This window comes from Avibacterium sp. 21-586 (assembly GCF_026226775.1).
Classification (GTDB): domain Bacteria; phylum Pseudomonadota; class Gammaproteobacteria; order Enterobacterales; family Pasteurellaceae; genus Avibacterium.
On sequence record NZ_JAKKOD010000001.1, the window covers coordinates 1,597,386 to 1,612,001 of the forward strand.

Below are 14,616 nucleotides of genomic sequence, written 5' to 3' on the forward strand. Positions count from 1 at the left end.
AGTCAGAGTAAAAAAGATTTATTTAGTTCCTTTAAAAAAATGCTGTTTGTGGGTGTGAATTGACATAATTAGTCCAAAACCTGCCATCAATGTTACAAAAGAAGTTCCTCCGTAGCTTATTAAGGGGAGAGGTACACCAACAACGGGTAAAATACCACTCACCATTCCTATATTCACAAAAACATAAACAAAAAAGATCAATGTTAATGCCCCAACAAGGGTGCGACCGAAAGCACTTTGTGCTTCCACACCAATCATCAAACCTCTTGCCACAATAAACAAATAAAGGCACATCAAAATGGCAAAGCCAACCATTCCGTGTTCTTCACTTAGTACGGCAAAAATAAAATCGGTATGTGGTTCAGGCAAAAATTCCAGCTGAGATTGTGTACCTTGCATCCAACCTTTGCCCCAAATTCCCCCCGAACCAATGGCGATTTTGGATTGTAAAATATGATAGCCTGCACCAAGGGGGTCTTTTTCAGGATCAAGCAAGGTTAGCACCCTTGTTCGTTGATAATCGTGCATCAGATAAAACCACATTATGGGAATAAAGCCAGCCAGACCAATCACTGCAATTAAAATCAACCACCAGCTCATTCCCGCTAGAAAAACCACGAAAATTCCAGACGCACTTACCAGAATTGATGTACCTAAATCGGGCTGAATAGCAACCAATAGGGTAGGCACAATAATAATAAAGAGTGCGATAAAGGTGTGTTTTAAGGTTGGCGGAAGTGGACGTTTACCTAAATACACTGCCACCATTAATGGCACCGCAAGTTTGACGATTTCTGAAGGTTGGAAACGGAATAAACCGAGATCTAACCAACGTTGTGCGCCTTTACTGGTTGTTCCGACCAAATCCACTAAAATCAGCAATACAATACCAATCCCAAATATATAAGGCGCAATCCCTTGATAAAAGCGTGGAGAAAGTTGTGCCATTACAAACATCACCACAAAGCCCAAGGTCACTTGAATGATGCGGTTGCGGAACATTACTTCGTTGCCACCAGAAGCACTGTATAGCACGAATAGCCCATAGACTGAAATAATCACAAGACCAATAAATAACCAGAAATCAATGTGTAAACGCTGCCACAAATTGAGCCAGATTTTCTTTTCACTCATTATTCTGTCTCCTTTTGCTGGGGTTGTGCTTCATTTTGTTTATTTTCCATTTGATTCACTTGTGGAAGACGCTGATTAAGATAATAATCCATAATTTTTCTTACCACAGGCCCTGCGTTGCTACCGCCACCACCTGCATTCTCTAAAATCACAGAAACCACAATTTTCGGGTTTTCATAAGGGGCATAACCAATAAACCATGCGTGATCGTGTAATTCTTTGCTCAGCGATTTGGCGTTATAAGTTTGATTTTCTTTTAAGCTGAAAACCTGCGCAGTACCTGATTTGCCCGCAACGTGATAGTTTGTACCTGCAAAGGCCTTGCGTCCTGTGCCATTGCTCGCATTAATTACGTTATACATACCGCGTTTAGCTTGTGCCCAATAGCTATCATTTGCTTCAATATCGGGATATAACAAAGGATCTTTGTAAGGTTCAAAGAAAGAGCCTTCCACCCCCTTCATTAAGTGCGGTGTATTGACTTTACCATTATTAATCAATATCGCTAGGGCTTTTGCCACTTGTAATGGCGTTGCTGTCCAATAGCCTTGCCCAATGCCTACAGAAATAGTATCCCCTTGTAACCAAGGTTTTTTATAGCGTTTTTGCTTCCATTCACGAGAAGGCATTATTGCGGAAGTTTCTTCGCGAATATCTAATCCTGTTGGCATACCAAAGCCAAAGGCTTTCATCCAGCCAGAAAGTTTATCAATCCCCATATTGTAAGCGAGTTGATAAAAAAACGTATCGGAAGATTCGGTAATCGCCTTGTTTAGATCGGTATAACCGTGGCCTGATTTTTTCCAGTCGCGGAATTTTTTCGTACTATTTGGTAACATCCAGTAGCCTGGATCAAACACAGTAGTGCTAGGTGTGATCACGGCATCTTGTAGACCTGCCACCGCAATAAAAGGTTTTACTGTAGAAGCGGGCGGATAAGCCCCTTGTGTAACACGGCTATAAAGCGGACGCTCAGGATCTTCAAGCAAGCGTTTGTAATCTTTGCTTGAAATGCCATCAACGAAAAGATTATTATCATAACTTGGGGTTGAAACCATCGCTAAAATGCTGCTGTCTTTCGGATCTAGCACCACCACCGCACCTTTATGTCCTGCTAAAAGATCGGTGATATAGCGTTGCAATTCTAAATCAATGGTGAGATGAATGCTTTTACCTGCTACTGCGGGCTGTTCGCGCAATTTACGGATCACCTTGCCACGGTTGTTAATTTCTACTTCTTCAAAGCCCACTTCACCGTGTAATTGTTCTTCGTAATAGCGTTCAATACCGAGCTTACCGATATTGTGTGAGCCAGCATAATTGGCATATTTGTCTTCTTTTTTCAGACGTTCTACATCTTTATCATTAATTTTTGCCACATAACCCAAAATATGCGTGAGTGGTTCGCCGTACAAGTAATGACGTTTAAAATAAGGTTTAACGGATAGACTTGGGAATTGATGCTGATTTACCGCAAAACGTGCGATTTGTTCTTCGGTAAGATCGGGCTTGAGTAAAATGGACGTATAGCGTGAAGAACGGCGGCGTTCTTTGTTAAAATTCGCAATATCGTCTTGATTTAAGCCTACCATTTGCTTGAGCTGTTCAAAAGTGCGGTCTAAATTTTCTACTTTTTCTGGCACGATATATAAGCCAAAAAAGGTGAGATTCTCAGCGAGCAATTTGCCATAGCGATCGTAAATCAAACCACGTGTTGGTGGTAACGGCAATAATTTGATACGGTTGCCGTTAGAACGGGTTTGATAAGTGTCATAATTGACGATTTGCAGATGATATAAATTGGTGAGCAAAATTGCAGACAGCCCAAGCACACCTAAAAAAGACACTAAGGCGCGGCGAATAAACAGATTCCGCTCCGCTTTTTTATCGCGGATCGGCTCGATTGCAGGCTGAGAAAGCAATTTCTTTAAATCCATTGATTACTCTCGATGATAAGGGTGATTGGTAGTAATCGACCAAGCACGATACAAACTCTCTGCCACCACCACGCGCACTAAAGGGTGGGGTAAAGTTAAAGGGGAAAGCGACCAACTTTGTTCAGCGGCAGCTTTACATTCTGGCGATAAACCTTCAGGCCCACCGATCAATAGGCATAAATCCCGCCCGTCATTTTTCCAACTTTCTAGCTGTTGTGCTAGCTGTTCGGTTGTCCAAGGCTTACCAGGGATATCTAAAGTAACAATCTTATTGCGTCCACAAACAGCCAGCATTGCTTTGCCTTCTTGCTCCAAAATACGTTTAATATCTGCGTTTTTGCCCCGTTTTCCCGCAGGAATTTCGATCAGCTCAAAAGGCATATCTTTTGGAAAACGGCGTTGATACTCCTCAAAACCTGTGGTTACCCAAGCAGGCATTTTTGTGCCTACCGCAATTAATTGGATTTTCATTTAGCCCCAAAGTTTCTCTAATTGATACATTTCACGGCTGTCGGCTTGCATTATATGTACCATTGCTTGTCCGAAATCCACCACTACCCAATCAGCGGTGGCTTTTCCTTCTTCACCGAAGGATTCAAAACCTGCTTGCTTACTTTCATCAATCAGTTTTTGTGCCAAAGAACTAATGTGACGGCTTGATGTTCCTGTGCAAATAATCATATTGTCCGTTACACTTGATTTGCCTTGCACATCTAAATGCAAAATATCAACCGCTTTTAAATCGTCTAATTTGTTAATTAAAAAATCTACTAATGTTGTCATACAAAAGGTTATCGCTCATTAAATTTGTGTGTTAAAAATCGGTCAATTCTATCACGAGATAAAACAGAAATAATAGAAAAAATCACCGCACTTTTAGTGTTTATGTTTTGTTCATAAAAGTGCGGTGGAATTTTGGCGATTTTATCTAGCAGTTGTACAAAGCTCTGTCCTGTAATAAAGATTAGGGGACCATTGATATTCATCAATCAATGGAGATTTTTTATGTTATCCGATTATATCAAATAATATAAAGAAAGAAAAAATTCACCACTTGCGAAGAAGTTCATCAAAAAGCAGGAGATTGCTCAGAAGAAAAAAGAGAACATTAGAAAAATGGTTTGCCTTTCTGTAATCTGATTGCGGTATATCAATCCGTTTATGTGAAAGTAATATGCTAGAATTTAAATAGTTTTATCGCCATTAAGCTTCATTTTTACTTTTGGGGCTGTATTAGATAAGCCCTAAATTCCACACCAAAATCGCAGCATTTTTAGCTGTTCTTTTGGTGTTCCAAAGTTAAACCGAAATTCACATTCTTTCAAGAACAAGGGAAAGGATTTCTTATCAATTCCGTTATATTTTCTTAGCACTCTTTTAGCCTGATTCCAGAAATTTTCAATCCCATTAATGTGATTTTTTGCTTCGGCAAAATGGGTTGAATGGTTAATTCTGAAATGCTTACATTCACTCACCTCTAACACGTCGTAACTGTGATAATAATCGGTGTAAACAATGCTATCAGGCATAATTTTCCTTTTAATAACAGGGAGTAAGGTATCTGTCTTGGTATTTTCAACAACAACGGTATAGACTTTTCCATCTCGTTTCAGCATGCCAAAAACAGCTGTTTTACCTTTAGCACCTCGCCCCCTTTTTCCTTTTCTTTTTCCGCCAAAATAGCTTTCATCTAGTTCAATTTCACCTGCAAAAATTTCATTAGCATCTTGAGCTAAATGGTAGCTAATCACCTCCCTGATTTTGCGATAAAATAAGGCAGCTGAATTAGGATTGATTTCTAATAAATTTGCTGCTGAACGGGCTGTTACTTCGAGCACAAAAAATTCAAGCAGTTTTTTTGTATAGATTTCTTGAGTTTACAATGAGTTATCTTCATTTTTATAGACTAACATTACTGCTAATCTAATACAGCCCCTAGATATTTTATGGTTCTTAAAACTGAATGATGAAGTTGATAATTCAGCGAAAGCTTTCTTACAAACACAAAGCAATCAAACATTCACTGACAGTGAGGGCAATGAGCAACATTATTTTGTGGCGAAAGACAATGAATTTTTTGAATCACGTAAATATGCAAGAGAAGCAGATGCTTATAACCAACAACAAGGTGATAAATTTCTTGAGAAGAATTTACAATCGGGGATTATTCGTAGTGCAGCAGAGGGTTTAGTAGATAAAACGAAAAATTTAGCTAATACAGTTGCAGAATCTCCATTGGAAACAGGAAAAGCGGTAGTAGGTGGCATAGCCAATAGCCTAATGGAATGTGCTAAGTCGCCACTAGATTGTGGCAAGGATTTTGTGGTTGATACATTTAACACAGGGGTATCAGCAGCTACAGAAACCTACCACAATATAAAAGGCACAGACCAAGATGCAATAAATGCAATTTATGGTGAAAATGTTAGTACTGATATGCTAGTGGTATCGGGTTTGCAGGTAGCGGGGACGGCAGCTGAGTTAGTTGGTGCAGGTAAAGCTGTTAAGGCTGGTGGCAAAGCGGTTGTATCGGCGGGTAAGCAAGTTGGTAAAACTGTGGTTGAGTCTGGTCAAGCAGCAATAAATAAAGCTAGTGATAAACTAAAAGAGGTCGAGATTGCGAAGATTGATGTTAATACAATAACATCAGGAGACAAAAACACCCCACTTCAAGGAGCCAACTGGAATACCAACCGCCCAGTTAAGCCACTGGATAAGGTGGATCAGTATTACATCAATAAAACAGATGCAGCAAAACTTTCTGAAATAGACATAGAGCATATACTAAAAGGCCATCTGAATAATCGAGGTAATGCAGTAGGCTATCATCATGAGCCAAGTGGCACACAAGCACGGGTAACGCAATATACTTCACCGCCCAATGCTCAAGGGGTGTATAAAGGCAAAGTAGCATTACAAGGTAAAGACAGTAATCAATGGGTACCCAAACGGGCAGAATCGACCTTCTTCCCCAAATCGTGGTCGGAAGCAAGGGTGAAGTATGAAATTACTGAGGCATATAAGAAAAGACCTAATAATTTGCCAAAAGATAAAGGTTTTACAGCTACTACGCCATCAGGTATCCCGATAAAATTTGTACCACCGACAGATAAAATTGAACAATGGCGAGCTTGGCCATTACAACAATAGGAGAATAAAAATGAAATTTAAATTTTTATATACAGAATGGCAAGAAGATGAAGGTTTTGAAATTGAAATGATACCAATCATAGATTGTTTAGAAAAAACAGATATGACTCAACCAGAAGATTTTGATGCTTTTATAAAAGGCTATTTTGATTATATGCTTTTCATTCGTACGCAATTAGGAGATGTAAAACATATAGAAGATTTAGAACAACAACTTGAAGAAGCGAAAAAGAATGGGCTAGGCGAAATAGTTTTTTATATAGAAGAACATTTAGGTAGTAAGGAAAGGGCTTGGAAATTCGTAATCAACGCCAATGAAACTAAGTTTTTTAAACCTCGTAGAAATATAGAAAATGACGAACATTTCCATAATACTGCCATACCCACAGAACTATTTTTAGCGTTACTCAAGGAATGGAAGATCTATATTGAAAGCGGCAGCCAAGAAGAAAAGATTGTGGATATTCCCTTTGACTATGACGAAGCGCTTTACCGCAGCACAGGAAAAATTCGGCGGAAGCAGTAAAAAGCCAGTGCGGTGGAAATAACAGAAAAAACACCGCACTTTTACAGGCTGCCTGAACTAAAAAAATAGACATAGACCATATACTCAAAGGCCATCTGAATAATCGCGGTAATGCGGTAGGCTATCATCACGAACCAAGTGGCACTCAAGCACGGGTAACAGAATACACCTCACCGCCCAATGCTCAAGGGGTGTATAAAGGTAAAGTAGCCTTGCAAGGCAAAGACAGCAATCAATGGGTGCCCAAACGAGCAGAATCAACCTTTTTTCCACAATCGTGGTCAGAAGCAAGGGTGAAGTATGAAATTACTGAGGCGTATAAGAAAAGACCTGATAATTTGCTAGATGATAAAGGTTTTATAGCTACTACGCCATCAGGCATCCTAATCAAATTTGTACCACCGACTCAAGATGGTAAAGTTAAACAATGGCGAGCTTGGCCATTGCAACAAACAGGAGAATAAAATGAAATTTCAATTTGGCTATATAGAATGGCAAGAAGATGAAGGTTTTGATATTGAAATGATTCCAGCTATGGGGTGTTTAGAAAAAAGAGATATGACTCAGCCAGAATATTTTGAAACCTTTATGAAAGGTTATTATGACTATATGTTATTTATTCGCACAAATTTATCAGAGGTAAGGCATATAGAAAATCTAGAACGACAACTTGAAGAAGCAAAAAAAAATGGAATAGAAGAAATCACCTTTTACGTGAAAGAATACTCAGAGAGTGAAGCAGATGCTTGGAAATTCGTTATCAACGCTAATGAAACCAAGTTTTTTAAGCCTCATCGGAATGTAGAAAATGACGAACATTTCCATAACACCGCCATACCCACAGAACTATTTTTAGCGTTACTTAAGGAATGGAAGATCTATATTGAAAGTGGCAGCCAAGAAGAAAAGATAGTAGATATTCCGTTTGCTTATGATGAAGCACTTTACCGCAGCACAGGAAAAATTCAGCGGAAGCAGTAAACAGCCAGTGCGGTGAAAATAACAGAAAAAAACACCGCACTTTTACAGGCTTCCTGAACTAAAAAAATAGACATAGAGCATATACTAAAAGGCCATCTGAATAATCGCGGTAATGCGGTAGGCTATCATCACGAGCCAAGTGGCACACAAGCACGGGTAACGCAATATACCTCACCACCTAATGCCCAGGGGGTGTATAAAGGCAAAGTAGCCTTGCAAGGCAAAGACAGCAATCAATGGGTGCCCAAACGGGCAGAATCGACCTTTTTTCCACAATCGTGGTCGGAAGCAAGGGTGAAGTATGAAATCACTGAGGCGTATAAGAGAGGGGGAGATATTCAAAGTGATGGTAGCTTTATTGGAAAAACGCCATCAGGTATTCTAATCAAATTTGTACCACCACCGAAAAATAGTAAACTTGAGCAATGGCGAGGTTGGCCATTACAACAATTAGGAGAATAAAATGAAATTTAGATTTTTATATGCAGAATGGCAAGAAGATGAAGGTGCAGAAATAGAGATGCACCCTCGATTAGGGTTGATAGAAAAAAATGATATGCCCCAAGAAAAGAGATTTAAATCTTTTATGGCTGGATATTTTGATTTTAAAATTTTTATTGAAACTCAACTATCAGAAGTAAAGCATATAGAAGATTTAGAAAAACAACTTGAAGAGGCAAAAAAAGCAGGAATAGAAGAAATTACCTTTTACGTGAAAGAATATTATCCAGATGATAAAGAAGTTCCAGCTAAATTCGTCATCAACGCCAATGAAACCAAGTTTTTTAACCCAATTGATAATGAAGCCAATCCAAATCATTTTGATGGCACCGCCATACCCACAGAACTATTTTTAGCGTTACTCAAGGAATGGAAAATCTATATTGAAAGCGGCAGCCAAGAGGAAAAGATAGTGGATATTCCCTTTGACTATGACGAAACGCTTTACCGCAGCACAGGAAAAATTCAGCGGAAGCAGTAAACAGCCAGTGCGGTGAAAATAACAGAAAAAACACCGCACTTTTACAGGCTGTCTGAACTGAAAAAAATAGACATAGAGCATATACTAAAAGGCCATCTGAATAATCGAGGTAATGCGGTAGGCTTTCATCACGAACCAAGTGGCACTCAAGCACGAGCAATTTTTGGGAAAATCGGTTAAACTGAGGAAAGGAAAATGCCCTTAGTTGCATTCATTGAGCTAAAGGCATTGGATGTTTATTGCGGGTAAGATTATTTTTGGGATCTTTGTGCAACTGCTACATAATACTGCGATTTTTTGAGATTAATAACGCTTTTTAAAATTGCGTTTATTGTTTTGATAATGGCTTTGCCCTGTGCGTTTGCGGTAAGGTTTTGGCAAATCGCTAAGTAGTGCTTGTGGATCATATTGGCTCACTGGAATAGAATGCCCAATATATTCTTCAATGGCAGGTAAATTCATTGCATATTCTTCACACGCAAAACTAATGGATACGCCACTCTCACCAGCGCGCCCTGTGCGTCCAATGCGGTGAACATAGTCTTCACAATCATCAGGCAAGTCATAATTGAATACATGAGTAACTTCAGGAATATGTAAACCACGTGCGGCTACATCAGTTGCGACCAAAATATCTAGTTTGCCATCGGTGAATTGTTGCAAGAGGGCAAGGCGTTTTTTCTGTGCTACATCACCTGTGAGCAGTCCTACGCGATGCCCATCAGCGGCTAAATAGCCCCAAATTTCTTCGCAACGATGTTTAGTGTTGGAAAAAATAATGCAACGCTCTGGCCATTCTTCTTCCAACAAGGTCATTAATAACGCCATTTTGTCTTGGTTAGACGGATAAAACAGTTCCTCTTTAATACGGTGTCCTGTTTTTTGCAGTGGTTCAACTTCCACATATTCAGGATCATTCATATCTTCAAAGGCAAGCTCTCGCACTTTATAAGAAAGGGTAGCGGAAAAGAGCATTGTCAAGCGTTCAGCTGAGGGCGGACATTTCCGTAGTAAGTAGCGGATATCCTTGATAAAACCCAGATCAAACATTCGATCTGCTTCATCTAGCACCACTACTTCAATATCCGTTAAGCGAATAATCCCTTGTTTGACATAATCAATCACACGTCCAGTTGTGCCGATTAAAATATCAATGCCTTGTTCAATCACTTTAAGCTGTTTATCGTAACCATCACCTCCATAAGCTAGCCCCATTTTTAGCCCAGTGGCTTGTGAGAGTGCAGCGCCATCATTGCTAATTTGCACCGCAAGCTCACGTGTGGGTGCTAAAATTAACGCACGTGGTTGCGAGGCATTGTGCTGTGAATTTGCACTTAATAAATGATGAAAGGTCGCAGTGAGAAAAGCCATTGTTTTGCCGGTTCCGGTTTGCGCTTGCCCAGCTACATCACGCCCTGCAAGGGTGATAGGCAAAGAAAGGGCTTGGATTGGCGTGCAGTATTCAAAACCGTTTTTTTCCAAACACTGTAATACAGTTGGATTTAAAGATAGATCAGCAAAACGTTGCTGAGTTAAATGATTATTTTGCATAGTTATCTTGCTATCTTAGCGTTAGCTAGGGAAAAATTTTGCTAAGCATAGCACGAAGGGGAAAAATTCCCAAAAATTCTTATTAGAAAACTCGCGTTATTGAAAATAAAGATGGTAATTTACGGCATTTAACGATGTAGCGTCAGAGAAGGATTTTTTGTCATCTCTATTTGATTTTATAGTCACTTAAAATGACTAAGTCTATCTAATTAGACTGTACTTTAGTAAGCATTATAATATGCCATTTTTGTAACAATAATAACTCTCGTGAGATGTTTGCAACAAAAACTTTGATCAATCGCAAGGAATAGCGAAATACCCCTGAAAAATACAAATGAATTTGTTATTTTCATATATGAAAAACTTTCTTGTAATTCATTATCATATTGTTTTTAATGAGAAAAATTATCATTTATTACTTAAGTTTATTTGTTGTATAACATTGATCAATGTATGGAGTGATTATCGTGAACATTTTCAGAAAAACGTTAGCTTCTCTGGCAATGGCTGGATTAACTTTAGTTGCAGCTCAGTCAGTCGTGGCTGCGGACAATAGCGCAGCGGAAAAACGCGCCGCAACTCGTGAGGAATTAGCAAAACCAAATCCTGATTTAAACATTGAAGTAATCAGTGAAAAATTTGCTGAAAAATATCCAAAACAATATAACAGTTGGGCGGCAACTGCAGAATCTACGGACATTATTCCAGCAATTGAAGTTGATCCTAGAATGATCGTAATGTGGGGCGGTTATGCGTTCTCAAAAGAATATAACAAACCTCGCGGTCACTTTTATACCGTAACTGACGTGCGTAATATTTTATGTACAGGTGCACCTTTTGATGCCAATAGTGGTCCACAGCCAATGGCGTGCTGGACTTGTAAAGGCCCAGATGTACCACGCTTAATTGCTGAATGGGGAGAAGAGGGATACTTCAATGGTAAATGGGCAAAAGGAGGAAGTGAAATTGTCAATAATATTGGTTGCGCAGATTGTCACGACACCACATCAAAAGATTTTGTAGAAGGCAAGCCTGCTTTACGCATTGCTCGTCCGCACGTCTTACGTGCCTTAGATACCATTGGCAAAGATTTTGCTCACTTAGACAAAACAGACAAACGCGGTGCGATTTGTGCTAACTGCCACGTTGAATATTACTTTGATAAAAAAGTCGTAAACAATGTTGTGTTCCCTTGGATGAACGGAGTGGGTGTCGATAATATGGAACAATATTATGACAATATTGAATTCTATGATTGGATTCACTCCCTTTCTAAAACCCCTATGCTAAAAGCACAGCACCCAGACTATGAAACTTGGTTACAAGGCACACACGGTAAAAATGGCGTAACCTGTGTGGATTGCCATATGCCAAAAGTACAAGGGGCTGATGGTAAAGTTTACACTGACCACAAAATTGGTAATCCGCTTGATTCTTTTGAAAACACCTGTGCAAACTGCCACGATCAAAGTAAAGAAACTTTAACCAAAGTGGTGGCAGGTCATAAAAAAGACATCAAAGATGTGATGATTAAACTTGAAGACCAAATCGTGAAAGCGCACTTTGAAGCGAAAGCGGCTTGGGACGCAGGTGCAACAGAAGAAGAAATGAAACCAGCATTACAAGCTATCCGTCACGCACAATGGCGCTGGGATTATTCTGCAGCAGGCCACGGTGGTCATATTCACGCACCAGATATTATCTTAAAAACCATTGCAACAGGCTTAGATCGTATTGCTGACGCGCGTACTAAATTAGCGATTATTCTCACCAAACACAGTGTGAAACAGCCAATCAATTACCCAGATATTTCAACAGCTGAAAATGCGTGGAAAGCAATGGGCATTGATATTGAAAAAGAACGTGCAGCGAAAGCGAAATTCCTCAAAGAAGTTGTTCCACAATGGAATAAAGAAGCGTTAGAAAAAGGCTTAATGGAGAAAGCTCCACCAGCAAAATAAGCCAAAAAGTAACCGCACTTTATTAAGTGCCGACTTAGGAAGATACCTTAAAGTGGGAAGAAAACTAAAGTGCGGTCTATTTTGAACGAAAATTTGAGGTAATAAGAAATGAACGTTGTATTAAAGAAAATGGTAACGCTTACCGCCTTATTAGGGGCGATGATCTTGGCTTTGCCTGCACAAGCTAATACAGAAAACACTGAATTAAGCTATCAACCTACGTTAGAAAATCAGCGTAATCCAAATGAATACTGTGCGAAATGCCACAAATTAGAAGCCACTGATGAACAATCTGGCGGTGATTTACATTTTGGTAAATTCCACGGTACGCACTTATCCAAAACCAATCCAAGCACAGGCAAGCCAATTACTTGTGTGAGCTGCCACGGTAATATCTCTGAAAATCACCGCCGTGGTGCAAAAGATGTAATGCGTTTTGAAAGCGATATTTTCTCTGACAAAAAACCAATGTTCTCTGTACAAGAGCAAAATCAGGTTTGCTTCTCTTGCCACCGTCCTGAAAAATTACGCGAGAAACTTTGGGCGCACGATGTTCACGCAATGAAATTGCCTTGTGCTGCGTGCCATACCTTGCACCCAGAAAAAGACGCAATGAAAGGCATTGAGAAAAAACAACGCGTTAAACTTTGCGTAGATTGTCACGGAGAACAACAAAAACGCAAAGCCTTAAAAGATCTTGACCCGACCAGCGAACAAAAGGATAACAAATGACAACTTGCTCACGCCGTAATTTTGTTTCTGGAATGGGCGCTTTGATCCTAATGACAGGAACAACAATTAAGTCAGTAGCACAAGATAAGGCAGAAGAAAAGCCAATTCGTTATGCAATGTTGCACGATGAAACCGCTTGTATTGGTTGTACCGCTTGTATGGATGCGTGTCGCGAAACCAACCAAGTGCCAGAAGGCGTTTCGCGTTTAGAAATTATTCGTAGCGAACCTTATGGCGAGTTTCCTGACGTGAAATATGAATTTTTCCGGCATTCGTGCCAGCATTGTACCAATGCACCTTGTGTTGCTGTGTGTCCAACAGGGGCTTCTTATATTGACGCTTCCACAGGTATTGTTGATGTCAACAAAGATCTCTGTGTTGGCTGCCAATACTGTATTGCCGTATGTCCATACCGCGTGCGTTTTATCCACCCAGTGTATAAATCCGCCGATAAATGTAACTTCTGTCGCGATACGAATTTGGCAAAAGGCAAACAGCCCGCTTGTGTAGAGGCTTGCCCAACTAAAGCCCTAACCTTTGGTGATACCAACAATCCGCAAAGTGAAATTTCTTTGAAACTGAAAGAAAAACAAACCTATCGTACAAAAGTTGAATTAGGTACAGATCCAAATCTTTACCACGTTCCAGCTAGAGCAGGGGAGATCAGACGATGAACAGTCCATTTCATTTCCCATCTTTAGTGTGGGACGGGCCAATTGCGATTTATCTCTTTTTATTAGGGATTTCTGCAGGGGCAACAATGCTTGCGGTATTGCTAAAACGTGCAGGATTGGCAGGGGAATGCCCGGAAGAAAACAATATCTTAAAGGTTAATGCCTTGCTCGCACCGATTAGCATTACCATTGGTTTATTGCTATTGATTTTCCACTTAACCAAACCTTGGACATTCTGGTACTTAATGTTCAATTATCATCATACCTCGATTATGTCCGCAGGGGTGATGTTGTTCCAAGTGTATATGCTGTTCTTGGTGTTATGGTTAGCGATTATCTTCAAATCACTGGTGTTGAGCCTTGTGAAACGCGTTGTGCCGAAACTGGCTAATCTTGCAGAGAAAATCATTGATATTACTGCTAAATTTACTAATGCCATTGAGATCATTACTTTATTGCTCAGTGTGGCATTAGGGGCATATACAGGGTTCTTGCTTTCTGCATTAGTGAGCTATCCAATGCTAAATAACCCTGTCTTGCCGGTGTTATTCTTGGCATCAGGTACGTCATCGGGTATTGCAGCATTGATCTTCTTCACCATTTTATGCACCAAAGAAAGTACTCATTCTAAAAGCTTGGCGTTCTTACATAAATTTGAACAGCCAGTGGTGTTGATTGAAGCCTTCTTATTGTTCGCTTTCTTCTTTGGTTTATACCTTGGTGGTGGACAAAAAACCGTGGCATTTCACACCGCACTTTCTGGAGGCTTCTGGGCGAATGTCTTCTGGATCGGCGTGGTAGGCATTGGGATTGTGTTACCCCTCTTACTTAACGCGGTTGCTGGTGAGAAACTTAAACACCAAAAAGGCTTTATGCTGATTGTGGCAGGATTGGGCTTAATCGGCGTACTTTGCTTGCGTTATTTCATTCTATACGCAGGGCAAATGACTTTAGCCTAACCAAAACCCATCAATGATTATCAGGGCGA

15 protein-coding genes and 1 pseudogene are annotated in these 14,616 nt (G+C 40.0%); 10 read left to right on the forward strand and 6 right to left on the reverse strand.

Translation table 11 applies throughout. From position 1 onward, the window contains the following. Positions 1–18: 18 nt before the first annotated feature. From rodA to L5B71_RS07395, 5 genes and pseudogenes are all read right to left on the reverse strand, one after another. Positions 19–1,134, reverse strand: coding sequence for a rod shape-determining protein RodA (rodA, locus tag L5B71_RS07375; protein WP_265757717.1), 1,116 nt, complete (start codon positions 1,132–1,134; stop codon positions 19–21). Next, the gene (gene mrdA / locus L5B71_RS07380) at positions 1,134–3,071 is read right to left on the reverse strand and encodes a penicillin-binding protein 2 (RefSeq protein ID WP_265757718.1); all 1,938 of its coding nucleotides are present in this window, start codon (positions 3,069–3,071) and stop codon (positions 1,134–1,136) included. The genes rodA and mrdA overlap by 1 nt, the downstream gene beginning before the upstream one ends. Positions 3,072–3,074: 3 nt before the next feature. After that, positions 3,075–3,542, reverse strand: a complete 468-nt coding sequence (gene rlmH / locus L5B71_RS07385) for a 23S rRNA (pseudouridine(1915)-N(3))-methyltransferase RlmH (RefSeq protein WP_265757719.1) — start codon at positions 3,540–3,542, stop codon at positions 3,075–3,077. Beyond that, positions 3,543–3,854 carry a ribosome silencing factor gene (gene rsfS, locus L5B71_RS07390; protein ID WP_103853974.1) on the reverse strand — a complete coding sequence of 104 codons (312 nt, stop codon included), beginning with the start codon at positions 3,852–3,854 and terminating at the stop codon, positions 3,543–3,545. A 461-nt stretch (positions 3,855–4,315) separates the two neighbouring features. Next, positions 4,316–4,968, reverse strand: a pseudogene (locus L5B71_RS07395) (IS1595 family transposase). A gap of 158 nt (positions 4,969–5,126) precedes the next feature. On the opposite strand from L5B71_RS07395, the gene L5B71_RS07400 reads away from it, so the two are divergent. The 6 genes from L5B71_RS07400 to L5B71_RS07425 all read left to right on the forward strand — a co-directional run bounded on the left by L5B71_RS07400 (position 5,127) and on the right by L5B71_RS07425 (position 8,710). After that, positions 5,127–6,221, forward strand: coding sequence for an EndoU domain-containing protein (locus tag L5B71_RS07400; RefSeq protein WP_265757720.1), 1,095 nt, complete (start codon positions 5,127–5,129; stop codon positions 6,219–6,221). A 10-nt stretch (positions 6,222–6,231) separates the two neighbouring features. After that, on the forward strand, positions 6,232–6,747 hold the full coding sequence (locus L5B71_RS07405; RefSeq protein WP_265757721.1) for a hypothetical protein: 516 nt from the start codon (positions 6,232–6,234) through the stop codon (positions 6,745–6,747). An 80-nt stretch (positions 6,748–6,827) separates the two neighbouring features. Continuing rightward, entirely contained in the window at positions 6,828–7,211 is a 384-nt protein-coding gene (locus L5B71_RS07410; protein ID WP_265757799.1) for an EndoU domain-containing protein, read from the forward strand. A 1-nt stretch (position 7,212) separates the two neighbouring features. Continuing rightward, complete coding sequence (locus L5B71_RS07415; protein WP_265757722.1) at positions 7,213–7,728, forward strand: hypothetical protein; 516 nt, start codon at positions 7,213–7,215, stop codon at positions 7,726–7,728. 81 nt (positions 7,729–7,809) lie between these two features. After that, positions 7,810–8,190: an EndoU domain-containing protein gene (locus L5B71_RS07420; RefSeq protein WP_265757800.1), complete on the forward strand. Its 381-nt coding sequence runs from the start codon at positions 7,810–7,812 to the stop codon at positions 8,188–8,190. A 1-nt stretch (position 8,191) separates the two neighbouring features. Beyond that, the gene (locus L5B71_RS07425) at positions 8,192–8,710 is read left to right on the forward strand and encodes a hypothetical protein (protein ID WP_265757723.1); all 519 of its coding nucleotides are present in this window, start codon (positions 8,192–8,194) and stop codon (positions 8,708–8,710) included. A gap of 303 nt (positions 8,711–9,013) precedes the next feature. Here L5B71_RS07425 and rhlB read toward each other — a convergent pair whose 3' ends face one another. Beyond that, positions 9,014–10,261, reverse strand: a complete 1,248-nt coding sequence (rhlB, locus tag L5B71_RS07430; RefSeq protein WP_265757724.1) for an ATP-dependent RNA helicase RhlB — start codon at positions 10,259–10,261, stop codon at positions 9,014–9,016. Positions 10,262–10,710: 449 nt separating this feature from the next. On the opposite strand from rhlB, the gene nrfA reads away from it, so the two are divergent. From nrfA to nrfD, 4 genes are all read left to right on the forward strand, one after another. Next, on the forward strand, positions 10,711–12,222 hold the full coding sequence (nrfA, locus tag L5B71_RS07435; RefSeq protein ID WP_265757725.1) for an ammonia-forming nitrite reductase cytochrome c552 subunit: 1,512 nt from the start codon (positions 10,711–10,713) through the stop codon (positions 12,220–12,222). Between the two features lie 108 nt (positions 12,223–12,330). Further along, positions 12,331–12,954: a cytochrome c nitrite reductase pentaheme subunit gene (gene nrfB / locus L5B71_RS07440; protein ID WP_265757727.1), complete on the forward strand. Its 624-nt coding sequence runs from the start codon at positions 12,331–12,333 to the stop codon at positions 12,952–12,954. Then, positions 12,951–13,628, forward strand: coding sequence for a cytochrome c nitrite reductase Fe-S protein (nrfC, locus tag L5B71_RS07445; RefSeq protein ID WP_265757728.1), 678 nt, complete (start codon positions 12,951–12,953; stop codon positions 13,626–13,628). Before nrfB ends, nrfC begins: the two co-directional genes overlap by 4 nt. Then, positions 13,625–14,587, forward strand: a complete 963-nt coding sequence (nrfD, locus tag L5B71_RS07450) for a cytochrome c nitrite reductase subunit NrfD (protein ID WP_265757729.1) — start codon at positions 13,625–13,627, stop codon at positions 14,585–14,587. Before nrfC ends, nrfD begins: the two co-directional genes overlap by 4 nt. The last annotated feature ends 29 nt before the right edge of the window (positions 14,588–14,616 follow it).